Here is a 22,931-nt window from a genome sequence, read left to right as displayed (position 1 = left end):
CCGGGTCCAGGCGCGGACCGGTGGCCGCCGGACCCCCTCCCCCGTCGACAGGGGATCCGGCGGCCACGCGGCGGTCACTTGCTGTAGTCCGGCACCAGCTTGGCGATGGCGATCTCGGCGTCGCCGAGGCCCTTGTCCAGGGACTCCTTGCCGCCCGCGATCTCGATCAGCTCGTCGTCGAGCGGGCCCCACAGGGAGCTGTACGCGGGCAGGGCCGGGCGCGGCCGGGCGGAGGACAGCACGCCCTGGTAGCCGGCGATGCCGGGGTCTGCCTTGACCTTCGCGGTGTAGGCGTCCTCGCGGGTGGGGAGTGTGGAGTTCTTCAGCGCGATGGTCTCCTGGGCCTTCGCCGAGGTCATGAACTTCACGAACTTCAGCGAGGCCTCCTGGTGGGCCTTGTCCGAGCCCGCGTACACCGAGAGGTTGTGGCCGCCGGTCGGGGCGCCCGCCTTGCCGGTGGAGCCGGCCGGGACGGTGGCGATGCCGAGGTTGTTCTTGTCCTTGAAGGCGGAGCCCTTGTAGAAGTTGGTGATCTCCCACGGGCCCTGGACGATCGAGGCGACCTTGCCGCTGACGAACGCCTCCTGGATGTGGGCGTAGGCTTCGGCGGTGGTGTCGGCCTTGTGCAGGCCCTTGCCGCTGAAGAGGCTCTTCCAGGTGCCGTAGGCCTTCTTGGCCTCGGGCGAGGTGACGGTGATCTTCTTGGCGTCGACGTCGACGGTGTCGGTGCCCTCGCCGTAGAGGAAGGTCTGGGCGTAGTAGCCCTGGGTGGAGCCCCAGTAGCCGTCGACGCCGGTCTTGTCCTTGATGGTGGCGGCGGCCTTCTTCAGGTCGTCCCAGGTCTTGGGGGCCTCGACGCCGGCCTTCTCGAACAGGGCTTTGTTGTAGACGAGGGCGAGGGTGTCCGTGGTGAAGGGGACGCCGTAGGTCTTGCCGTCGTACTTGGCCTGCTCGATCAGGCTGGGCCGGAACTCGTCCTGCTCGGCGAGGGCCTCGGTGCCGTCCAGCGGCGCGAAGAAGCCCTTCTTGGCGAAGGCCGGGGTCCAGCCGACCTCGGAGCGCAGCACGTCGGGGGCGCCCTTGGAACCGGCGGCGGTGTCGAACTTGTTCTGCGCCTGGTCGAAGGGGACGTTGACGTAGTTGACCTTGATGTCCTTGTTGGCTGCCTCGAACTCCTCGACCAGGGCCTGGTACGTCGGCGCCTCGTTGGTGGCGTTGGAGGTGTCCCACCAGGTGATGGTGACCGGGCCGTCGGCCTCGTCGCCGCTGTCGCTCCCGCCGCACGCCGTCGCCGCCAGGGCGAGGGACGCCACCAGCGCGGTGGCCGCTATGCCACGCCGCATGAGTTCTCCTTGAGGGTGAAAGCCCGTTTGGTGCTGCCGACTGCGTCGTCGGCCGCCGGGCGTCGGTGAGATTAGCCGCGCCGCGAGGCGTCGCGAAAGACCTTGCAGCAAAAAGTTGCAAGAGGTACGGATGGTTATTCCGCCGTGACCTCTCCTCGGACTCCCCGGAGCCCGTATTTCCTGCTGTTCGATGGGGAGTGGGACAGCTGTGCAAGACTCTGCAAGCACTTGCCATCCGTTTCCGTCGGGGGAATCATCCGTTGCGGGACCGGACGCCGACACGACTTCGAGGGACCGCGATGACCCAGCAACCCGCAGCGGGCCGCGCGACGGCGCGCACCAGGCGTCCCGTCGGTGTGCAAGCAGCATCCCGGCCGCTACAGTCCGGTCCTGTGACCACACGGCTTGCCGACATCGCCGCGCAGGCGGGGGTGAGCGAAGCGACCGTCAGCCGCGTCCTCAACGGCAAGCCGGGCGTCGCCGCCACCACCCGCCAGTCCGTGCTGGCCGCCCTCGACGTGCTCGGTTACGAACGCCCGGTGCGTCTGCGGCAGCGCAGCGAGGGCCTGGTGGGCCTGATCACCCCGGAGCTGGAGAACCCGATCTTCCCGGCCCTGGCCCAGGTCATCGGCCAGGCGCTGACCCGGCAGGGCTACACGCCGGTGCTGGCCACCCAGACCCCGGGCGGCTCGACCGAGGACGAGCTCACGGAGATGCTCGTGGACCGCGGGGTCGCCGGCATCATCTACGTCTCCGGACTGCACGCGGACACCACCGCCGACATGCAGCGCTACGACCGGCTGCGCGCCCAGGGCGTGCCCTACGTGCTGGTCGACGGTTTCTCGCCGAAGGTGCAGGCGCCGTTCATCTCTCCCGACGACCGCGCGGCGATGAGCCTGGCGGTGACGCACCTGGTGTCCCTGGGGCACACGCGTATCGGCCTGGCCCTCGGGCCCAAGCGGTTCGTGCCGGTGCAGCGCAAGATCGAGGGGTTCGTGCGCTGCATGCAGGACCGGCTGGGCCTGGGCGCCGAGACCGTGGAGACGGAGCTGGTGCAGCACTCCCTCTACACCCTGGAGGGCGGCCAGGCCGCGGCCACGGCCCTGATGGAGCGGAACTGCACGGCCGTGGTGTGCGCCAGCGACATGATGGCGCTGGGCGCGATCAGGGCGGCGCGGCAGCGCGGTCTGGACGTGCCGAAGGACATCTCCGTGGTCGGCTTCGACGACTCCCCGCTGATCGCCTTCACCGACCCGCCGCTGACAACCATCCGCAAGCCGGTCCCGGCGATGGGCCAGGCTGCCGTGCGCACGTTGCTGGAGGAGATCGGCGGGACGCCCGCACCGCACAGCGAGTTCGTGTTCATGCCGGAACTGGTGGTCCGCGGCTCGACCGCCTCGGCACCTGGGGAACGCGGTCGCTCCTGAGGTCCGCGGCCCGGGACCGCCGGAGAACATGCGGCCGGGACCGGGTCGCGGGATGATCGGTGGGGAAGTCCTTTTCTGGCAAACTCTGTGCCTATGGGTGACACGACCGTGACGACGCTGGAAGGCCGGAAAACGGCCCTTCCGCACTCCGCCACGGGCGAGACCGGGCCGGGTCCGCTGCGCCGGCTGCGCACCCCGCGCCGCCCCAGGTTCTGGTTCGAGATCCTGCTGATCGCGGTGAGTTACTGGACGTACTCGCTCGTCCGCAACGCCGTGCCGGAGCAGAAGGCCGAGGCGCTGCGCAACGCCGACTGGATCTGGCGGGTCGAGCACCAGCTGGGCATCGCCGTCGAGGAGTCCGTCAACCACGCCGTGAACTCGGTGACTTGGCTCATCATCGGCATGAACTACTACTACGCGACGCTCCACTTCGTGGTCACGCTGGGTGTGCTCGTCTGGCTGTACCGTCGCCATCCCGGCCGCTACGCGGCAACACGGCTGGTGCTGTTCGCGGCCACCGCCGTCGCCCTGGTCGGTTACTACCTGTATCCGCTGGCGCCCCCGCGGCTGATGAACGGCGGCGACTTCATCGACACCGTCATGGTGCACCAGACCTGGGGTTCGATGGCGTCCGGCGACCTGAAGCACATGTCCAACCAGTATGCCGCGATGCCGTCGATGCACATCGGCTGGTCGGTGTGGTGCGGCCTGACGATCTTCGCCCTGGCGGCGATTCCCTGGGTGCGGGTGGTGGGTCTGCTGTACCCGGCGCTGACGCTGGTGGTCATCGTCGCCACGGCCAACCACTTCTGGCTGGATGCGGTCGGTGGCGTGCTGTGCCTGGCGTTCGGTTTCGCGGTGGCGTGCCTCTGGTACGGGAGGCAGCCGTACGCGTTGCCGAGGGCGGTGCCGGGGCGGCGGCCGGGCGAGTCCCGGGAGGCGAGCGAGCCCCAGAGGAAGGGCAGAGCGTTGGCACGGACCGAGGGCTGAGTCACCGGCCTCGATACGCCACGTGCCCGGCCGTCACCGTCAGCAGCGAACCGACCGGCCCGGGCGAGGAGAACCGCACGACTGGCCCTAGCGCTCGGTCACCCCGTAGAACAGCTCCTCCACCACGCCCCGGGCCCTGCGTGCCGTGCGCCGGTATCCGTCGAGCATGTCGCCGACATGGCCGGGGCCGTATCCCAAGTACCGCCCCACAGCGGCCAGTTCGCGCGGGTCTGAGGGGAAGGTGTCGGCGGCCCGGCCACGTACCAGCATCACCGCGTTGCGGACGCGGGTGGCGAGGACCCAGGCCTCGTCGAGGATCTCGGCGTCCTCGTCGGTGATGAGCCCGGCCGTGCGGGCGGCGGCCAGGGCCTCCCTGGTCCGGGTCGTGCGCAGGCCCGGTTCCTCCGCGCCGTGCCGCAGCTGCATGAGCTGCACGGTCCACTCGACGTCTGACAGACCGCCCGGTCCGAGCTTGGCGTGCAACTTGGGGTCGGCGCCGCGCGGCAGTCGCTCGGACTCCATACGGGCCTTCAGCCGCCGGATCTCGCGGACGGCCTCGTCGCCGAGCCCGTCGGCCGGGTAGCGCAGCGGGTCGATCAGCTCGACGAAGCGGCGGCCGAGATCCTCGTCCCCGGCGACGGGTTCGGCCCGCAGCAGCGCGTGCGACTCCCAGGTCAGGGACCACCGGCGGTAGTACGCCTCGTACGACTTGAGGGTCCGCGCGAGCGGCCCGGACTTGCCCTCCGGACGCAGGTCGGCGTCGATGAGCAGGGGCGGGTCGGCGCTGGGGATCTGGAGCAGGCGGCGCATCTCGGAGACGACCTTGCCGGCCGCCTGGGAGGCCTCCCGCTCGTCGACGCCGTCGCGCGGCTCGTGCACGAACAGCACGTCCGCGTCGGAGCCGTAGCCCAGTTCGTGGCCGCCGAAGCGGCCCATGCCGATGATCGCGAACCGGGTGGGCAGGCTGTCGCCCCAGCCGTCCCGGACGACCGCGTGGAGCGTGCCGGCGAGGGTCGCGGCGGTCAGATCCGACACCGCGCCCCCGACCCGGTCCACCAGGGCGCCCTGGTCGGCCTCGGCGGGCTGCTCCTCGGTGCCGTAGGAGCCGACGATGTCGGCAGCCGCCGTACGGAACAGCTCGCGGCGGCGCACGCCACGCGCGGCCGTGACGGCCTGGGCGGCCCCGTCGGCCCGGCGCACGGCGGCGAGTATCTCCTGCTCCAGGTGGGCGCGCGGCCGTGGCTCCAGCCCGCCGCCGTCCCCGTCGCCGAGCAGCGCGACCGCCTCCGGGGCGCGCATGAGCAGGTCGGGCGCGAGCCGGCCGGCGGACAGCACCCGGGCCAGGTTCTGCGCGGCGGCGCCCTCGTCCCGCAGCAGCCGCAGGTACCAGGGCGTCTTGCCGAGGGCGTCGGACACCTTGCGGAAGTTCAGCAGGCCCGCGTCGGGATCGGCCGAGTCGGCGAACCAGCCGAGCAGGACGGGCAGCAGGGTGCGCTGGATGGCGGCCTTGCGGGTGACGCCGGAGGCCAGGGCCTCCAGGTGACGCAGGGCGGAGGCCGGGTCGGCGTAGCCGAGGGCGACCATGCGTTCACGGGCCGCGTCGGTGCTCAGCCGCGCCTCGCCGGTGGCGAGTTGGGCGACGGCGTCGAGCAACGGCCGGTAGAACAGCTTCTCGTGCAGCCGGCGTACGACCGTGGCGTGCCGCCGCCACTCGCGGTGCAGGTCGGCGACCGGGTCGGTGCGCAGGCCGAGGGAGCGGCCGATGCGCCGCAGCTCGGCCTCGTCCTCGGGGACCAGATGCGTCCGCCTCAGCCGGAACAGCTGGATGCGGTGCTCCATGGAGCGCAGGAAGCGGTAGGCCTCGTCGAGCTGGGCGGCGTCGGCGCGGCCCACGTAGCCCCCGGCGGCGAGAGCCCTGAGCGCGTCGAGGGTCGTGCCGCTGCGCAGGGAGGTGTCGGTCCGGCCGTGCACCAGCTGGAGCAGCTGCACGGCGAACTCGACGTCCCGGAGGCCGCCCGGCCCCAGCTTCAGCTGGCGGTCGACCTCGGCGGCGGGGATGTTCTCCACGACCCGGCGACGCATCTTCTGCACGTCGGGGACGAAGTTCTCGCGCTCGGCGGCCTTCCACACCAGCGGCTGCACGGCGGCGACGTACTCCTCGCCGAGCTCGAGGTCGCCGGCCACCGGGCGGGCCTTGAGCAGCGCCTGGAACTCCCACGTCTTGGCCCAGCGCTGGTAGTAGGCGAGGTGGCTGGAGAGGGTCCGCACGAGCGGGCCGTTCCTGCCCTCGGGGCGGAGGTTGGCGTCGACGGGCCAGATGGAGCCCTCGACCGTGGTCTCCGAGCAGATCCGCATCATGTGGGAGGCGAGCCGGGTCGCGGCACGGACGGCCTTGGTCTCGTCGGCCCCTTCGACGGCCTCCCCCACGAAGATGACGTCCACGTCGGAGACGTAGTTCAGCTCGTGGCCGCCGCACTTGCCCATGGCGATGACGGCGAGCCGGCACAGGGCGTCGTCCTCGGGCGCGGACGCCTTGGCGATGCCGAGGGCGGCGCGCAGGGTGGCGGTGGCGAGGTCGGCCAGTTCGGCGGCGGACTCGGCGACACCGGTGGTGCCGCACACGTCACGGGCGGCGATGGACAGCAGGCAGCGCCGGTAGGCGACGCGCAGGGAGACCGGATCCGTGGCCTCCGCGAGGCCGGCCTCGAACTCCTCCAGCCCGGGGTGCAGGTCCCGCGACTCGTACGTCACGAGCGCCTGCCAGTCGCCCGGGTGCCGGGCGAGGTGGTCGGCGAGGGCGGTGGAGGCGCCGAGCACGCCGAGCAGCCGGTCGCGCAGCGGCTTGGCCGCGATCAGCGTGTCGAGCAGCTCCCGGCGGGCGCCGGGGTCCGGCTGGGCCTCCAGCAGCCGGACGAGCCCGAGCAGGGCGAGATCGGGGTCGGCGGTGGACCCCAGCGCCTCCAGCAGCACCGGGTCGTCGCGCAGGGGTGCGAGCTCGATGCTGTCCAGGAGCCGCTCGGCGGCGGAGGCGTCGGTGAAACCGTGCCGCAGCAGCCGTGTGAAGGTGCTGCTCCTGCGCCCCGGCACCGCCGCCATCCGGGCCTCCCTCGCACTGTTCCTCGGACGTCCATCGGATCAAGGTCGTAAGGCTTCGAGCCTAACCGGAGAGGCGGGGAGAAGCGCCGATGAGTTCTAGGGGCGGACGGGGTCTGCATGAGGAGGAGCAGAGGACGAGCAGAGGTCGGGAGGACGCTCATGACCACCACGCACCCGCAGACCCGTCTCGACCGGCGCTACAGCGACGAGACGGCCACCGCGACGGACTGGCGGGTCGCCGAGGCGCGGCTCAGCGCGGCGGAGCTGTTCTGGATCACGACGGTACGGCCGGACGGACGCCCGCACGTCACCCCGCTGCCGGCCGTCTGGTCGGACGGCGCCCTGCACTTCTGCACGGGCCCGGACGAACGGAAGGCGAGGAACCTCGCGGAGAACCCCCACGTCGTGCTGACGACCGGGACGAACACCTGGAACAGGGGCTACGACCTGGTCGTGGAGGGCGAGGCGAGGCGTGTCACCGACGACGCCCGGCTACGGGAGCTGGCCGCCGCGTGGGAGACGAAGTACGGCAGTTCCTGGCACTACGAGGTACGGGATGGCCATTTCCGCCACGGTGCGGGCCGCGCGGCCGTCTACTCGGTGGCGCCGCGCACCGCTTTCGGCTTCGGTAAGGGGGAGCCGTTCAGCCAGACGAGGTGGCGGTTCGCATGACGCCGGACGAAGGAGTCTCGCCATGGACATCACCCTCGAGGTCATCCCGCTGCCCGTGACCGACGTCGACCGCGCCCGGGACTTCTACCGGGACAGGGTCGGCTTCCACGTGGACATCGACCAGGAGGTCATGCCCGGTATGCGCATCGTCCAGCTGACCCCTCCGGGGTCCGGCTGCTCGATCGCCCTGGGCGAGTCGGTCTGGGAGATGACCCCGGGCCCGACGCCGGCCCCCGGCAGCTACCAGGGCCTGCAACTGTGCGTGGCCGACATCAAGGCGGCCCACGCGGAACTGGTCGCCCGCGGCCTCGACATCTCGGAACCGGTCCAGTACGCGCCGGACGACGGTGCCACGTTCATGCACTTCCGGGACCCGGACGGGAACGGCTGGGCGGTGCAGGAGTACCGCAGGCGGGCGACGGAGCCGCTGCACGTGCTGCTGGCGAATCTGAAGCGGCAGCAGGCGGGCTGACCCTTCCCAGGGCTGTTCCGGTCAGGAATCGAGAAGCCGGGTCCCGGCGCCGCGGCTAGCGTCGTTGTCATGACTTCCCCCGCATCCGTCACCCTCGAGGTGGCCGACCCGGCCGCCGCCGACCGCTTCTACTCCACCGCCTTCGGCCTGGACGACCGGCTGCGTCTGCGGGCCTCGGAGGCACCGACGTCCGGCTTCCGCGGGTTCACGCTGTCGCTCCTGGTGTCGCAGCCGGCCGATGTCGACGCCCTCGCCGAGGCGGCCGTGGCCGCCTCAGCCACGACGCTGAAGCCCGCGGCCAGGTCGCTGTGGGGCTACGGGGGCGTCGTCCAGGCCCCGGACGGGACGATCTGGCAGATCGCCTCGTCGTCGAAGAAGAACACCGGCCCGGCGACCCGGCGGATCGAGGAGTTCGTGCTGCTGCTGGGCGTCGAGGACGTGAAGGCCAGCAAGCAGTTCTACGTCGGTCGGGGGCTCGCCGTGGCGAAGAGCTTCGGCAGCAAGTACGTCGAGTTCGCCGCCGGGGCGGGTCCCGTCAAGCTGGCCCTGTACAAGCGCCGCGGCCTGGCCAAGGTCGCCGGCGTCTCTCCCGACGGCACCGGATCGCACCGGCTGGTGATCGGCGGCGAGGCCGGGCCGTTCACCGACCCGGACGGATTCGAGTGGACGACGGCGTCGGAGACCGCGTCGCTGTGACCGGCGGCGCGGGCGCACGCCCGCACCGCCGGAGGGAGCCTGCGCCCGCCACCGCCGGGCGGGTCCCGCGCGGGCGGGGCAGGCGCACGGTGATGCCCCCGAGGGGAGCCGTCAGACCGACTCCCGCCAGCGGTTCGTGATCGGCAGCCGCCGGTCCTTCCCGAAGCCCTTCGCCGAGATCTTCGTCCCCGGCGGGTACTGCCGGCGCTTGTACTCGGCCGTGTCGACCATGCGCAGGGTCTTCGTGACCAGCGCCCGGTCGTAACCGGCCGCGACGATCTCGTCGGCGCCCCGGTCCTGGTCGACGTAGAGCTCCAGGATCGCGTCCAGTACCGGGTAGTCGGGGAGCGAGTCCGTGTCGACCTGGCCCGGGCGGAGTTCCGCGCTCGGGGGCTTGGTGATGGAGTTCTCGGGGATCGGCGGGGTCTGGCCGCGCTCGCGGGCGGCCCGGTTGCGCCACTCGGCCAGGCGGAAGATCGACGTCTTGTAGACGTCCTTGATGGGGCCGTACGCCCCGACCGAGTCGCCGTAGAGCGTGGAGTAGCCGACCGCCAGTTCCGACTTGTTGCCGGGGGCCAGGACGATGTGGCCCTCCTGGTTGGAGATCGCCATGAGCAGCGTGCCGCGCAGGCGCGACTGCAGGTTCTCCTCCGCCAGACCGTTCAGGCCCAGTGAGCCCATGTACGCGTCGAACATCGGCTCGATGGCGACCGTGCGGTAGTTCAGGCCCGTGCGGCGGGCCAGTTCGGCCGCGTCGTCCTTGGAGTGGCCCGAGGAGTACTTCGACGGCATCGACACGCCGTAGACGTTCCGCGCGCCCACCGCGTCGCACGCGATCGCGGCGACCAGCGCCGAGTCGATGCCGCCCGACAGGCCGATCAGGACCGACGTGAAGCCGTTCTTGGCGACGTACGCCCGCAGGCCCACGACGAGCGCCGAGTAGACCTCCTCGTCGTCGTCCAGGCGGTCCGCGTAGCCGCCCGTGAGCTCCGGCTCGTATCCAGGCAGCGGGTCCTGTGAGAGCACCACCCGGTCGATGCGCAGGCCGTCGTCGACCACGCCCGTCGGGGCGTCGGGGGTCGCCGCCGGCAGGTCCAGGTCCAGGACCACGCAGCCCTCGGAGAACTGCGGCGCCCGCGCCACGACCTCGCCGTCCTTGTCGACGACGATCGAGTCGCCGTCGAAGACCAGCTCGTCCTGGCCGCCGATCATGGCGAGGTACGCCGTGGTGCAACCGGCCTCCTGGGCCCGCTTGCGGACCAGCTCCAGCCGCGTGTCGTCCTTGTTGCGCTCGTAGGGGGAGGCGTTGATCGAGACCAGCAGGCCCGCCCGGGCGGAGCGGGCCGCGGGGACACGGCCGCCGTCCTGCCAGAGGTCCTCGCAGATGGCCAGGGCGACATCCACGCCGTGGACGCGCAGCACCGGCATGCTGTCGCCGGGCACGAAGTAGCGGAACTCGTCGAAGACGCCGTAGTTCGGCAGGTGGTGCTTGGCGAAGTTCAGGACCACCTCGCCGCCGTACAGCACCGCTCCGGCGTTCTGCGGCGCGCCGGCCGGCTGGCCGTACTTCGGCTGGGCGGTCTCGCAGCGGTCGAGGTAGCCGACGATCACCGGCAGCTCTCCGAAGCCCTCGTCGGCCAGGCGCGCGGCGAGAGTGCGCAGGGCCGCCCGGGAGGCTTCCACGAAGGACGACCGCAGGGCCAGGTCCTCGACGGGATACCCGGTCAGCACCATCTCCGGGAACGCCACGAGATGCGCTCCCTGCTCGGCGGAGTGCCGGGTCCAGCGGACGATCGACTCGGCGTTCCCGGCGAGGTCGCCGACGCTCGAGTCGATCTGGTTCAGGGCGAGACGTAGTTGAGGCACGAGGTCAGTGTAATCGTCAGAGCGACGCAATGGGGTGGTGTGGGTCACCCCACACCACCCCGGTGCCCATGCGGAGGTCAGCGTCGCCGGTAGGACTCGACGTAGCCGTTCGCGGGCGTGCCCACGCCGGTGACGTCGTCGTAGCCCTTCACGGCCGCGAGCGAGCTGTCCTTGCCCAGGCTGCGCACGGACGTGGCGAGACCGCCGGTGGCGTCGTAGCCGTTCACGAAGTCGACGCGGGCCACGGCCAGGCCGGAGCCCGTCGGGTCGTCGGTGACGTCGTGGTAGACCTTCGAGCCGGCCTTGGCGTAGATCGCCGGGTTGGCGAAGCCGATCGCCTCGCCGCCGCGGGCCTCCTGGGCCAGGGCCTGGATGGCCGCGATCGTCGGCGCCGCGAGCGAGGTGCCGCCGATGCGGTACTCGCTGTACGCCTGCGTCTTCCCGTCCGGCAGGGTCTGGGTCTGGCCGACCAGGAAGCCGGTGTTCGGGTCGGCGATCGCCGCGATGTCCGGCACGACGCGGTTGCCGTCCGCGCTGTTGGCCTTCGCCAGCGCGCCCGGCACGACGCCCTTCTGGTACGAGGGCTCCGCCACCGTCCTGCTGGTGCCGCCGCCCGCGCCGGAGGTGAAGGCGCCGGGGAAGTCGGTCCAGGTCTTGCCGTCGGCCGACAGGTTCGCCTTGTCGGTGCCCCAGCCGGTCTCCCAGAGGTACGTGTCGTTCTTGCCGACGGCGAGCGAGGTGCCGCCGACGGCGGTGACCCACGCCGAGTCGGCCGGGGAGTCGACCTGCTTCGTCCCGGAGTTGGCGACCTCGTCGCCGTCGTCGCCGGAGGAGAAGTAGAAGCCGATGCCCTCGACCGCGCCGAGCTGGAAGACCTGGTCGTAGGCGGCCGCGAGGTCGGGGGTCTGCGCCGCCTCGACCTCGCCCCAGGAGTTGGAGACGATGTCGGCCAGGTGGTGGTCGACGACCTTGCCGAGCGCGTCGAGCAGGTCGCTGTCGTTGCAGGACGCGGCGCCGACGTAGGTGACGTCCGAGGCCGGCGCGACCGCGTGCACGGCCTCGACGTCCAGGGTCTCCTCGCCGTACCAGCCGGAAGCCGAGCACGCCTTGGTGTCCGTGTACTCCTTGGGCAGTACCTGGTGCAGCTGACCGGTCTTCCACGCCGCGTCGCCGTGCTTGCCGGCGTAGGTTCCCGCGTCGTAGGCGATCGTCGGCCAGGCGTACGCGTCCGTGATGGCGACCCGGACGCCCTTGCCGGTGCGGGTGCCCGCGCCGTACGCGGCCCGCAGCTGCTTGCCGGTGTAGCCCTTGACCGCGTAGGGGATGTGCTTGCCGTACGCGGTGGGCAGCGTGCTCGCGGTGTTCGAGCCGTAGTACGAGGAGAACGGCCCGGCGTTGCGGAACACGGTGTCCGGCGGCGGGAGCTGGTCGTCGTGCGTGGCCATGTGGGGGGCGTTGTCCAGGCCGGTCACGGTCAGGACGGCGTCGGCCAGGCCCGCCGGCACGGAGGCGGTGCTCGCCGGGGCGCGGTAGGTCTTCGAGCCCTTGGCGAAGTTGTGCAGCTGGGTGCCGAACGCCTTCTCGGCGGCGGCCACGTCACCGGTGGCGGAGACGTAGTGCCGCGTGACGCCGGTGACCTTCAGGCCGGCGGCCGTCAGCCAGGACTTCACGGCCGCCACCTGGGCCTCGGTCGCGCCGAAGCGGGCCTGCGCCTGCTGGGCGGTCAGGTACTTGCCGTACGCGGGCGACTTCGGGTCGGAGACGGCCCTCGCGTACGCGGCGAGGCCGGCGGCGTCCTTGCCGGCGAGGTAGACCCGGGCCGTGACCCGGGCGCCGTCGGAGGTGGCGCCCTCGTCGGCCCTGGCCGTGGCCCACGCGGGCCTGGTCCCGGCGAGCAGGTCGCGGACCGGGTGGCTTGCGGCGTGAGCCGCGGGTACACCGAGCGCCAGCGCGCCCGCGAGCATCGGCAGTGTCGCTGCCACACTCACCCCGGCGCGCATCGTGGCGCGGTTGGATCTCATGGAACCCCCTGTGCGGTTCGTTCGCGAGTCGATCACTCGACGGTCGTCACTCTCGCGATGAACCGTTCATGCAAGGGGAATACGGAACCCAAGAAGCGCCCCAGCCGGGCCAAGAGAAGCCCAAGGAGCCATGATGCAGGGCGATTTGAGGCTTACGCCCTACGGACGGGGCGCGGCACCGCGCGCCTTGAGCAGATCCGCCATCAGATTGATCTCCGACTGCTGGGCGTCCACCATGCCCTGCGCGAGCCGCTTCTCCACCCCGACCGTGCACTTCTCCACACAACCCTCGGCCATGTGGATGCCGCCCTCGTGATGGACCGTCATCAGCCGCAGGTAGTAGATCTCCGCCTGCTTCCCGCTGAGTTCGCCGAGCTTTTTCATCTCGGTGTTGGTCGCCATGCCGGGCATCAGCGCGCCGTCCTTGCCGGAGGCCATGCCGCCCATGCCCATCCAGCTCATCGGCGGCTCGGAGGACACCTTCGGCAGGCCCCACAGGTCGAGCCAGCCGAGCATCATGCCGCGCTGGTTGGCCTGGGTCTGCGCGATGTCGTAAGCGAGGCGCCGCACCTCCTCGTCGTCGGTGCGGTCGCGCACGATGTACGACATCTCCACGGCCTGCTGGTGGTGCACCGCCATGTCCCGCGCGAACCCGGCGTCAGCGGACTCGGCGGAGGGAGTCCTGCCGCTGCCGTCGTCCCCGGCGACGGCGTAGGTGATCGCCCCGGTCGCGACGAGCGCCGTCACCGCGGCCCCGGCGATCAGGCCTACCTGCCTCACTTCGACAGTCCGTTCGTGCAGGCGGCGCCCGGCTCGGGGGTCTGCTCGCCCTGGACGAACTTCTCGAAGAACTTGTCGACGTCCGGGTCCTTCGCGCCCGTCACGGTGCGCTGGTGGCCCCATGCCGAGAGCATGATCGGGTCCTTCTGGTCGTCCATCGGGCTCATCAGCGTGTACGGCGTCTTCTTCACCTTCGCCGCGAGCGCCTCGACGTCGGCCTTCTTCGCGTCGGCGTTGTACGTCACCCACACCGCGCCGTGCTCCAGGGAGTGCACGGCGTTGGTGTTGTCGATCTCCTCGGTGTAGACGTCGCCGTTGCAGTTCATCCAGACCGGGTTGTGGTCGCCGCCGACCGGCGGCTCGGAGGCGTACTTCACGGCCTTGGTGACGTGGTTGCGGGACAGCTTCCCCTTCCAGGTCTTCACGCCGTCCTTCCCGGTGACGAACGTGCCCTTGGCCGAGGAGTCGCTCGCCGCGGTGTCACTGCCCTTGTCGTCCTGGGACCGCACGAGCACGACGCTGCCGACGACCAGGCCGCTGACGATCACTACGGCGGCCACGATGGTGAGGATCCGGTTGCGGCGCTCACGGGACCGCTCGGCGCGCCGCATCTCCTCTATTCGCGCCTTGCGTGCCGTGCTGCTCTTGTTGGCGGAGCCCATGAGGTGTCCTTCGTGGGAAAAGTGACGGTCGGGTGAGCTGATCGTAATGGTGGACACGGGGCGCCTCGTAGAGCGGCCGCCGGAATGGGCCGAATCGATACGGCACCGACAGCTGCGCGAACGCTTGGGAGTCCCGGGGCGGGCCCTTGCTGTGGTTACCGGCCGGTGCCACGCCCTTGTCGATCATGCCGGGCCCGCACCGCCCGCGGAACGGCAGCGGTCCGCACACGTACCCGCACGTGCCCTGGGGCGATGAGAGCGCGTCGGCGAGGTCGGCCAGGCCGGAGCGGGTGCCCGCCGGGTGCCCGCCGGGCGTCCGGCTCCGCAACGGGGCTCCTCCGGGCTCGACTGCGCGCACGCTCATCGGTTGCATCCGGATGGAAAATTTGAGCGGGTCGGGCGGCGAAGCGGACCGGCCATTACGGATACCGGTGCGAGCAGGCACTATGGGCGGAAGAGCAGTTCACCCGCCGTACGCGAGGCGTTCGGACCCGGGCCGGCCGGGCGATCATGGTCCGCAACGCGTACGAAATGCTCGTGTGGTGGGATGCTCAGGTGCCCGACCGCCTCCCGTGGTACGGAAGACAGGCGGCCTGACCAGCAAGGATGGGGAAGCGGAAGATGGACAAGCAGCAGGAGTTCGTACTCCGGACGTTGGAGGAGCGCGACATCCGGTTCGTACGCCTGTGGTTCACGGACGTGCTGGGCTTCCTCAAGTCCGTCGCCGTGGCCCCGGCCGAGCTGGAACAGGCCTTCGACGAGGGCATCGGCTTCGACGGCTCCGCGATCGAGGGCTTCGCCCGGGTCTACGAGTCCGACATGATCGCCAAGCCGGACCCGTCGACCTTCCAGATCCTCCCCTGGCGTGCGGAGGCCCCGGGGACGGCCCGCATGTTCTGCGACATCCTCATGCCGGACGGTTCCCCGTCCTTCGCCGACCCGCGCTACGTGCTCAAGCGCGCCCTGGCCCGCGCCTCCGACCTGGGCTTCACCTTCTACACCCACCCGGAGATCGAGTTCTTCCTGCTGAAGGACCGGCCGCTGGACGGCAGCCGCCCGACGCCCGCCGACAACTCCGGCTACTTCGACCACACCCCGACCAACGTCGGCATGGACTTCCGCCGCCAGGCGATCACCATGCTGGAGTCGATGGGCATCTCGGTCGAGTTCTCCCACCACGAGGGCGCGCCGGGCCAGCAGGAGATCGACCTGCGCTACGCGGACGCGCTGTCCACGGCCGACAACGTCATGACGTTCCGCCTGGTCATGAAGCAGGTGGCGCTGGAGCAGGGCGTGCAGGCGACGTTCATGCCGAAGCCGTTCTCCGAGCACCCGGGCTCCGGCATGCACACCCACCTCTCCCTCTTCGAGGGCGACCGCAACGCCTTCTACGAGTCGGGCTCGGAGTACCAGCTGTCCAAGGTGGGCCGGTCCTTCATCGCGGGCCTGCTGCGGCACGCCGCGGAGATCTCCGCGGTCACCAACCAGTGGGTCAACTCCTACAAGCGCATCTGGGGCGGCGCGGAGCGCACGGCGGGCGCGGGCGGCGAGGCCCCGTCCTACATCTGCTGGGGTCACAACAACCGCTCGGCGCTGGTCCGCGTGCCGATGTACAAGCCCGGCAAGACGGGCTCGGCCCGGGTCGAGGTCCGCTCCCTGGACTCCGGGGCGAACCCCTACCTCGCCTACGCCGTCCTGCTCGCCGCCGGCCTGAAGGGCATCGAGGAGGGCTACGAGCTCCCGCCGGGGGCCGAGGACGACGTCTGGGCCCTCTCCGACGCGGAGCGCCGCGCGATGGGCATCGAGCCGCTCCCCCAGAACCTGGGCGAGGCCCTGACCCTGATGGAACGCAGCGACCTCGTCGCCGAGACCCTCGGCGAGCACGTGTTCGACTTCTTCCTGCGCAACAAGCGGCAGGAGTGGGAGGAGTACCGCTCGGAGGTCACGGCGTTCGAGCTGCGGAAGAGTCTGCCGGTGCTGTAAGGGGGCGGCCGGTACCGTCTGGGCCGCGCCTCGGGAAGCGGCGGCCCCACACGGTGGGGCCGCGAGGCGGTCCGGCTGATGCCGGTGGCCCTGGTGACCTCGTGCCACGGCGGACGGGGTCGGCGGGTGACTGTGCCGGCCCCGGCACGGTGGTGTGTGATCGCTCCATGCGTCCTGAGAACTGTGTGACCAGGAACCACATCGCGGTGTGGAACGAACGCGTGCTGCCGCCGGGAGCGGTCCGGGTCACGTTTGGGACGGTGCTGCGTGGCTCCTTCGTGCCGCTCCTGGTCTGGTGCGGCGTCGCCTGCTTCGCGTACGTCGTCTACAACCCGGTCGTGGCGCTGGCCCTCGGCGGGCTCTTCGCGCTCTCGGTCCTCGCCGGAATCCGCATCCGCCGCAAGGCGCGGCACTCCCTCCGGTGCAGCTTCTACGGCGCGCTGGGGGGCGTGCTCGACAAGTCCATGGCCGGGTTCTGAGGCGTGTGACGCAAGGAGCGTCTCGACCCTCCCCGGCGAGCAGTGCTCCGCTCACCTGACGACCGCGCCGCCACCGTCGAGTCCGACACCGACTCCTGCGCGGTCAGCCCCGTCAGGCCTCCCTGTTCGCCCGGCGGTCGGCCGGGGGGAGGAGTGCCGGCAACCGGGATTCGCCGATCGGCGGTCGTCGCCACACGGCGCCGGACTCCCCGACGAACGGAACGGCAGCCCGTGGGAAGCCGATCCCACGAACTGCCGTGTGCGGAAGCCGTCAGTGGCGCACTGCCTCCGCCTCCTGCGGGACATGGCTCGCCACGACCCGCTCGCGCCCGGCGACCGGAGCCCGGCGCCGGTCCACCGCGGCGGCCAGCGCCGCCACCCCCAGGCCGAGGACGGCCAGGACCGCGCCCGCAAGGGCCGGGGAGGTGACGCCGAGGCCCGCGGCCAGGGCGAGGCCGCCGATCCAGGCGCCGCCGGCGTTGGCCAGGTTGAAGGCGGCCTGGTTGGCCGAGGAGGCCAGGGACGGGGCCGAGGAGGCCTTCTCCATGACCATCAGCTGGAGCGGGGAGCCGGTGGCGAAGGCCGCCATGCCGAGCAGGACCACGGCGACGGCGGCGGTGAGCTCCGTGCGCATCAGGAGCGGGAACAGCGTCAGGACCGCCACCAGCGAGGTCAGGCCGCCGAACAGCGTGCCCCGCAGGGAGTGGTCGGCCAGACGACCGCCGAGCAGGTTGCCGACGGTGGCGCCGACACCGAACAGCGCCAGCAGCAGGGTGACGCTGGCCTCGGAGTAGCCGGCGGCGTCCGTGAGCATCGGGGTGATGTAGCTGTAGGCCGCGAAGAGGGCGCCGAAGCCCGCGACGGTCGTACCGAGCGACAGCCAGACCGGGACGGAGCGCAGGGCGGCGAGTTCGCCGCGCAGGCCGTTCGCTGTGGCGTGCTCGTGGTCGTGCGGGATGAGGAACGCGAGCGCGGCGATCGCCGCCAGGCCGATGGCGCTGACGCCGAGGAAGGTCGCCCGCCAGCCGAGGTGCTGACCCATGAGGGTCGCGACCGGGACGCCCGCGACGTTCGCGACGGTCAGGCCGAGGAACATCAGCGAGACCGAACGCGCCTTGCGTTCGGGGGCGACCATGTTCGTGGCCACGACGGCACCCACGCCGAAGAAGGCGCCGTGCGGCAGACCGCTCAGGAAGCGGGCGGCCAGCAGCCAGCCGTTGTCGGGCGCGAGGGCCGACAGGGCGTTGCCCACGACGAACAGCCCCATCAGGCTGATGAGGACCGTGCGGCGGGACATCTTGGCGGTGACCGCGGCCAGCAGCGGGGCTCCGATGACGACGCCCAGCGCGTACGCCGACACCAGGTGGCCGGCGCTGGGTATCGAGATGTTCAGGTCGTCCGCGACATCGGGCAGCAACCCCATCATCACGAACTCGGTGGTGCCGATGCCGAAGGCACCCACGGCGAGGGCGAGCAGGGCCAGGGGCATGAAGAACCTTTCGAGACTTGCTGGGTATCCGTACGCCTTATGTTCAAGTACGGAACAAAGTCTCGCAGGCTCACTATTCCGCGAGGTGAAGCCCCGGTGGCCGGATTCTGGCGAGAAGGTCCTGACCTGGGGTTTTCAGGATCCGGTTGTGGCGACCTTCACACGGGCCGCGACCGGCAGATGGTCGCTGCCCGTCTGCGGGAGGGTCCACGAGCTCTCCGGCTGCAGGCCCCGGACCATGATCTGGTCGATGCGCGCCATGGGGAACGACGCGGGCCAGCTGAATCCGAAGCCGTCGCCGGCCGCGCCCTGGGTGGAGCGCATCTGGGAGGTGACGGCGTTCAGGGCGCGGTCGTTCATGGTGCCGTTCAGGTCGCCGAGCAGGACGACGTTCCGCAGGGGTTCGCGGGCGATGGCCTCGCCGAGGTACTCGGCGCTGCGGTCGCGCTGCCGGGCCGTGAACCCGGCCTCCATCTTCACGCGCACCGACGGCAGATGGGCGACGTAGACCGCGACCTGTCCGGCCGGTGCGGTCACGGTGGCACGCATCGCGCGCGTCCAGCCCATGTCGAGGTCGACGTCCCGCACATCGGTCAGCGGGTACTTGCTCCACACTCCGACCGTGCCGTGCACCGAGTGGTAGCGGTACGTCGGCGCCAGCGCCTTCTCGTACGTCGGGACCTCGTTCGGGGTCAGCTCCTCCAGAGCCAGCACGTCCGCACCGGAGGCGGCCACGTCGCGGGCGGTGCCGAACGGGTCCGGGTTGTCGGCGTTGACGTTGTGCGTGACCACGGTGAGGTCGCCGCCGGACGCCGTCTTGTCGCTGAGCAGGCCGCCGAAGAGGTTCAGCCAGACCAGCGCCGGCAGCACCACGGCGATCAGCGCGGGCGCGGACTTGCGGACCACGGCGAGCAGCAGCAGTACCGGGACGAGGAGCCCCAGCCAGGGCAGGAACGTCTCGATGAGGCTGCCCAGGTTGCCGATGGTGTTCGGGATCTGCGCGTGCAGCAGCATGATCACGGCCAGCAGCACCGCGCACCCGGCCACGATCAGGCCGCGCCGCCAGATCCGTGGGTCGCCGCGCCAGCCGCCGGTCAGCCGGTCGAGCAGGCGCCGAAGCCGAGTTCCCCGGTGCTCGGGCCCCGAGCCGCCGTTGTCCGTCTCCGTCATGTACGCCTGCTGCGCCATACCGTCGCCTCACTGCCCGCCGTGCACACCATCGCCCCCGTGCCTTACGACCCTAGGGGATGATCCGTTCCGTTCCCGCCGTCCCTCGACGGCCGTACGGGGGCGATGACGTCGGAGTACCTGCGGCAAGTTCCGGTCACACCCGCCGAAAGCGCGCTCTGTGACGAAACGCGCACACTAGGGCCGGGGGGAAAGCGGACTGACGGGTGGTGAGCTGCCGGGGCGCAGCCCTTCCAGCAGCGTGTCGACGACCTGTTCGGCGAGGCCGTCCGGGAGGTCGGCGTCCGGGTTCAGGAGGGAGCGCACGAGCATCGGCCCGACGAACAGGTCGTTCAGCAGCTCGACGTCGACGTCCGTGCGCAGTTCACCGCTCTCCTGGCCGCGGCGCAGGACCTCCATGCCGAGCCGGCGGCGCGGCGCGACGACGGTGGCGTGGTAGGCCGCCCAGATCTTCGGGCTGCTCTTGATCTGGGCGTGCACGCTGTGCAGGATCGCCGACGAGCGGTTGGCCAGGCCGCGCCGGCGCACCTGCTCCAGCAGCACCACGAGGTCGTCGCGCATGGAGGTGCCGGGGAGCGGCGGGTCGGGCGGTTCGGCGGAGCGAACGACGTCGACGAACAGTTCCTCCTTGCCGCTCCAGCGACGGTAGATGGTGGCCTTTCCGACGCCGGCGGTGCGGGCGATGCGCTCGATGGACAGCTCCGCGAGGGGCACGCCCTCCTCCAGGAGCTTCATCACGGCCTCGATGATGGCGCGCTCGACGGCCTCGCTTCTGGGGCGGCCCCTGGCGGGTCCGTCGTGCGGTGGCTGCCGTTCGGCGAGGCTCACGTCGCTGCGTCCTTTCCTGGCCGGTGAAGACCGTTGCTGGCTGGGGCGGGCAGTGAATTCTCCCGGGGTCACGACCCCGTGCGCGACAACTCCTTCTCGTCCTCGTCCCGTTGGGGTGCCGGCTGCCTGCCCGGCAGGAACAGGGCCACGACGACCGCGCCGATCAGGGCGACGCCGGCGCCCCACAGGGCTGTGACGTGCATCGCGTGCAGGAACGCGTCGTAGGCCGGGGTGACCAGCGTCTTGCCCTCGGGGCCGAGCTTCGCCGCGATGCCGAGTGTGGCCTCGATGGACTCCCCCGCGGTGTGGCGCAGGGCCGGGGGCAGGGTGCCGAGCTCGTCCTCGACGCCCGTGCGGTACGCCGTGGACAGCACCGAGCCGAGGACGGCGATGCCGAGGGCGCCGCCGACCTGCCGGAAGGTGTTGCTGAGCGCGGATGCGGAGCCGGCCTTCTCGCGGGGCAGGGCCTGCATGATGACGACGCTGACCGGCGTCATGATGTGCGCCATGCCGGCGCCCATGAGGAAGAAGATCACTTCCATGACCCAGATGGGCGTGTCGGCTCCCAGGGTGGCGAACGCGGCCAGCATGGCGGCGATGACGAGCATGCCGGCCGTGGTCGTGGCCCTGTTGCCGAAGCGGTCCACCACCAGCCGGGCGCGCGGCGCGAAGATCATCTGGGCGGCGGCCAGCGGCAGCATCAGCAGACCCGTCTGCAGCGGCGAGTAGCCGCGCACGCTCTGCGTGTAGAAGACGGAGAAGAAGGTCACGCCCATCAGCGCGAAGAAGACCAGCGCGATGGCACCGATGGCGGCCGAGAAGACCTTGTTCCTGAAGTACGTGACGTCGATGGACGGGTGGTCGCTGCGCTTCTCGAACACGACGAACGCGACGAGTACGGCGATGCCCGCGCCGATCGTCGACAGCACGGTGACGTCGGTGAAGTCGGCGAGTTGACCGCCCTTGATGATGCCGTAGACGAGCAGCACCAGGCCGACGACGGACAGCACCACGCCGACGGGGTCGAGGCGGCCCGGGTTCGGGTCGCGGGAGTCGGGGACCAGCCACAGCATCAGTGCGAGCGCGAGCAGCACGATCGGCACGTTGATGAGGAAGACCGAGCCCCACCAGAAGTGGTCGAGCAGCACGCCGCCGGTGATGGGCCCGATGGCGATGGCGAGTCCGACGCCGCCCGCCCAGATGCCGATGGCCTTCGGCTGCTCCTCGCGCTCGAAGACGTTCATGAGGACGGCGAGGGTGGCCGGCATGACGAACGCGGCGCCCAGGCCCATCACGGCCCGGAAGCTGATCAGCTCGCCCGGCGAGCCGGAGAACGCGGCGAACGCGGAGCCGATGCTGAACACGGCGAGGCCGCCGAGCAGCACCTTCTTGCGGCCCAGCCGGTCGCCGAGCAGTCCGGCGGTGAACAGCAGGCCCGCGAAGACGAGGGTGTAGGCGTTGATCGCCCATTCCAGCTCGCTCTGCGTGGCACCGAGGCCGGTCGGGGCGGGCGTGGAGATCGTCTTGATGGCGACGTTGAGGATCGAGTTGTCGAGGACGACGATCAGCAGGCTCAGCATCAGCACGCCGAGGATCGCCCAGCGGCGCCGGTGCACCGCTTCCGGTATGCGCGGGCCGGTGGGGGCGGCCGGGGCGGCAGGAGTAGTCATGGGTGCGAGCCTAGGTCCATTTCGATACGATACCGTCTCGTATTGGAATACTCTTACCCGGATCTTACGCGGCAACCGCCCGCGGAGCCTGGGCGGAACTCACGGGGCCTCCCCTAGCCCTCTGTGGCACGAGGTGCCACCATGGACGTGGTCCGGGGACGCCGTCAGGGCGCCTCGAGATGACGTGTTAGGAGCGTGCAATGACGCAGCTTCCGGCTGCCCAGACGGCTCAGCAGCCCTCCGACGGCGGCAAGGCCCTGTACGGGGGCAAGGGAACCCGCCGTATCACCGTGCGCGACATCGCCGCCGCCAAGGAGCGCGGCGAGAAGTGGCCGATGCTCACCGCGTACGACGCGATGACCGCGTCCGTCTTCGACGGGGCCGGGATCCCGGTGATGCTCGTCGGCGACTCCGCGGGCAACTGCCACCTCGGGTACGAGACGACCGTGCCCGTCACCCTCGACGAGATGACCATGTTGTCGGCGGCGGTCGTACGGGGCACCTCGCGCGCCCTGATCGTCGGCGACCTGCCCTTCGGTTCCTACCAGGAGGGTCCGGTGCAGGCGCTGCGCTCGGCGACCCGGCTGGTGAAGGAGGCGGGCGTGCAGGCCGTGAAGCTGGAGGGCGGCGAGCGGTCGCACGAGCAGATCCGGCTGCTCGTCGAGTCCGGCATCCCGGTCATGGCGCACATCGGCCTGACCCCGCAGTCGGTCAACGCGATGGGCTACCGCGTGCAGGGGCGGGGCGAGGAGGCCGCCCAGCAGCTGCTGCGGGACGCCAAGGCCGTGCAGGACGCCGGGGCGTTCGCGGTCGTCCTGGAGCTGGTCCCCGCGGAACTCGCCGCCGAGGTGACGCGGGTGCTGCACATCCCGACGGTGGGGATCGGGGCGGGCCCCGAGACCGACGCGCAGGTGCTGGTGTGGACCGACATGCTGGGTCTGACCGGTGGGCGCGTACCGAAGTTCGTGAAGCAGTACGCGAACCTGCGTGAGGTGATGGGGAACGCGGTGAAGGCGTTCGCCGAGGACGTCGTCGGCGGAACGTTCCCGCAGGAGGAGCACTCCGTCCACTGAGGCCATAGCGGTACCACGGACAGCCCGTCGATCGTCCCCCGTCGACGGGCTGTCCCCTTTTGCGCCTAAGGGGTCCTTGCACTATGAGCGTCCGATCAGGTCGCGTGGCCTGGTGCCGTGCATCGCAAGGCGCCGGAGTGCCCTGGTAGCGGAGCTACCTGGGCATTTCGGCAACGCGGCGAGGCGCGGTGCCAGG

18 protein-coding genes are annotated in these 22,931 nt (G+C 70.9%); 8 read left to right on the top strand and 10 right to left on the bottom strand.

Going from position 1 to position 22,931, the window contains the following annotated elements; all coding sequences use genetic code 11:
* Positions 1-74: 74 nt before the first annotated feature.
* A complete protein-coding gene (locus tag ACWD1U_RS33100) occupies positions 75-1,343 on the bottom strand; it encodes an extracellular solute-binding protein (protein WP_451113058.1) in 1,269 nt (422 codons plus the stop codon).
* A 392-nt stretch (positions 1,344-1,735) separates the two neighbouring features.
* On the opposite strand from ACWD1U_RS33100, the gene ACWD1U_RS33095 reads away from it, so the two are divergent.
* Both ACWD1U_RS33095 and ACWD1U_RS33090 read left to right on the top strand, forming a co-directional pair.
* Positions 1,736-2,770: a LacI family DNA-binding transcriptional regulator gene (locus ACWD1U_RS33095; RefSeq protein ID WP_451113057.1), complete on the top strand. Its 1,035-nt coding sequence runs from the start codon at positions 1,736-1,738 to the stop codon at positions 2,768-2,770.
* Positions 2,771-2,863: 93 nt separating this feature from the next.
* The gene (locus ACWD1U_RS33090) at positions 2,864-3,760 is read left to right on the top strand and encodes a phosphatase PAP2 family protein (RefSeq protein WP_451113056.1); all 897 of its coding nucleotides are present in this window, start codon (positions 2,864-2,866) and stop codon (positions 3,758-3,760) included.
* Positions 3,761-3,847: 87 nt separating this feature from the next.
* On the opposite strand, the gene ACWD1U_RS33085 is transcribed toward ACWD1U_RS33090, so the two are convergent.
* Positions 3,848-6,856 carry a bifunctional [glutamine synthetase] adenylyltransferase/[glutamine synthetase]-adenylyl-L-tyrosine phosphorylase gene (locus ACWD1U_RS33085; RefSeq protein WP_451113055.1) on the bottom strand — a complete coding sequence of 1,003 codons (3,009 nt, stop codon included), beginning with the start codon at positions 6,854-6,856 and terminating at the stop codon, positions 3,848-3,850.
* Between the two features lie 159 nt (positions 6,857-7,015).
* Between ACWD1U_RS33085 and ACWD1U_RS33080 the strand changes: the two genes are divergently transcribed.
* The 3 genes from ACWD1U_RS33080 to ACWD1U_RS33070 all read left to right on the top strand — a co-directional run bounded on the left by ACWD1U_RS33080 (position 7,016) and on the right by ACWD1U_RS33070 (position 8,696).
* Positions 7,016-7,528 (top strand): pyridoxamine 5'-phosphate oxidase family protein, encoded by a 513-nt coding sequence (locus ACWD1U_RS33080; RefSeq protein WP_451113054.1) that lies wholly within the window; start codon positions 7,016-7,018, stop codon positions 7,526-7,528.
* Positions 7,529-7,550: 22 nt separating this feature from the next.
* A complete protein-coding gene (locus tag ACWD1U_RS33075) occupies positions 7,551-8,000 on the top strand; it encodes a VOC family protein (RefSeq protein WP_451113053.1) in 450 nt (149 codons plus the stop codon).
* Between the two features lie 69 nt (positions 8,001-8,069).
* Positions 8,070-8,696: a glyoxalase gene (locus tag ACWD1U_RS33070; RefSeq protein ID WP_451113052.1), complete on the top strand. Its 627-nt coding sequence runs from the start codon at positions 8,070-8,072 to the stop codon at positions 8,694-8,696.
* A 111-nt stretch (positions 8,697-8,807) separates the two neighbouring features.
* Here ACWD1U_RS33070 and ACWD1U_RS33065 read toward each other — a convergent pair whose 3' ends face one another.
* The 4 genes from ACWD1U_RS33065 to ACWD1U_RS33050 all read right to left on the bottom strand — a co-directional run bounded on the left by ACWD1U_RS33065 (position 8,808) and on the right by ACWD1U_RS33050 (position 14,025).
* Complete coding sequence (locus tag ACWD1U_RS33065; protein ID WP_451113051.1) at positions 8,808-10,562, bottom strand: NAD+ synthase; 1,755 nt, start codon at positions 10,560-10,562, stop codon at positions 8,808-8,810.
* A gap of 77 nt (positions 10,563-10,639) precedes the next feature.
* Positions 10,640-12,583 carry a S53 family peptidase gene (locus ACWD1U_RS33060; protein WP_451113050.1) on the bottom strand — a complete coding sequence of 648 codons (1,944 nt, stop codon included), beginning with the start codon at positions 12,581-12,583 and terminating at the stop codon, positions 10,640-10,642.
* 159 nt (positions 12,584-12,742) lie between these two features.
* Complete coding sequence (locus ACWD1U_RS33055) at positions 12,743-13,363, bottom strand: DUF305 domain-containing protein (RefSeq protein ID WP_451113049.1); 621 nt, start codon at positions 13,361-13,363, stop codon at positions 12,743-12,745.
* Positions 13,360-14,025 carry a DUF3105 domain-containing protein gene (locus tag ACWD1U_RS33050; protein ID WP_451113048.1) on the bottom strand — a complete coding sequence of 222 codons (666 nt, stop codon included), beginning with the start codon at positions 14,023-14,025 and terminating at the stop codon, positions 13,360-13,362. The genes ACWD1U_RS33055 and ACWD1U_RS33050 overlap by 4 nt, the downstream gene beginning before the upstream one ends.
* Positions 14,026-14,646: 621 nt before the next feature.
* Between ACWD1U_RS33050 and glnA the strand changes: the two genes are divergently transcribed.
* Together glnA and ACWD1U_RS33040 are read left to right on the top strand one after the other, a co-directional pair.
* Positions 14,647-16,008 (top strand): type I glutamate--ammonia ligase, encoded by a 1,362-nt coding sequence (gene glnA / locus ACWD1U_RS33045; protein WP_369197339.1) that lies wholly within the window; start codon positions 14,647-14,649, stop codon positions 16,006-16,008.
* A 167-nt stretch (positions 16,009-16,175) separates the two neighbouring features.
* Positions 16,176-16,487, top strand: coding sequence for a hypothetical protein (locus tag ACWD1U_RS33040; protein WP_451113047.1), 312 nt, complete (start codon positions 16,176-16,178; stop codon positions 16,485-16,487).
* Positions 16,488-16,758: 271 nt separating this feature from the next.
* Here ACWD1U_RS33040 and ACWD1U_RS33035 read toward each other — a convergent pair whose 3' ends face one another.
* From ACWD1U_RS33035 to ACWD1U_RS33020, 4 genes are all read right to left on the bottom strand, one after another.
* Positions 16,759-17,976 carry an MFS transporter gene (locus tag ACWD1U_RS33035; protein ID WP_451113046.1) on the bottom strand — a complete coding sequence of 406 codons (1,218 nt, stop codon included), beginning with the start codon at positions 17,974-17,976 and terminating at the stop codon, positions 16,759-16,761.
* Between the two features lie 135 nt (positions 17,977-18,111).
* On the bottom strand, positions 18,112-19,164 hold the full coding sequence (locus tag ACWD1U_RS33030; RefSeq protein WP_451113045.1) for an endonuclease/exonuclease/phosphatase family protein: 1,053 nt from the start codon (positions 19,162-19,164) through the stop codon (positions 18,112-18,114).
* A gap of 177 nt (positions 19,165-19,341) precedes the next feature.
* Entirely contained in the window at positions 19,342-19,992 is a 651-nt protein-coding gene (locus tag ACWD1U_RS33025; protein ID WP_451113044.1) for a TetR/AcrR family transcriptional regulator, read from the bottom strand.
* 68 nt (positions 19,993-20,060) lie between these two features.
* Positions 20,061-21,662 (bottom strand): MFS transporter, encoded by a 1,602-nt coding sequence (locus ACWD1U_RS33020; protein WP_451113043.1) that lies wholly within the window; start codon positions 21,660-21,662, stop codon positions 20,061-20,063.
* Between the two features lie 200 nt (positions 21,663-21,862).
* Here ACWD1U_RS33020 and panB point away from each other — a divergent pair, with 200 nt between their 5' ends.
* Entirely contained in the window at positions 21,863-22,735 is an 873-nt protein-coding gene (gene panB, locus ACWD1U_RS33015) for a 3-methyl-2-oxobutanoate hydroxymethyltransferase (RefSeq protein WP_451113042.1), read from the top strand.
* Positions 22,736-22,931: the final 196 nt, after the last annotated feature.

This window comes from Streptomyces sp. NPDC002788, assembly GCF_053592115.1.
This window is presented reverse-complemented; position numbering and strand designations above follow the sequence as displayed.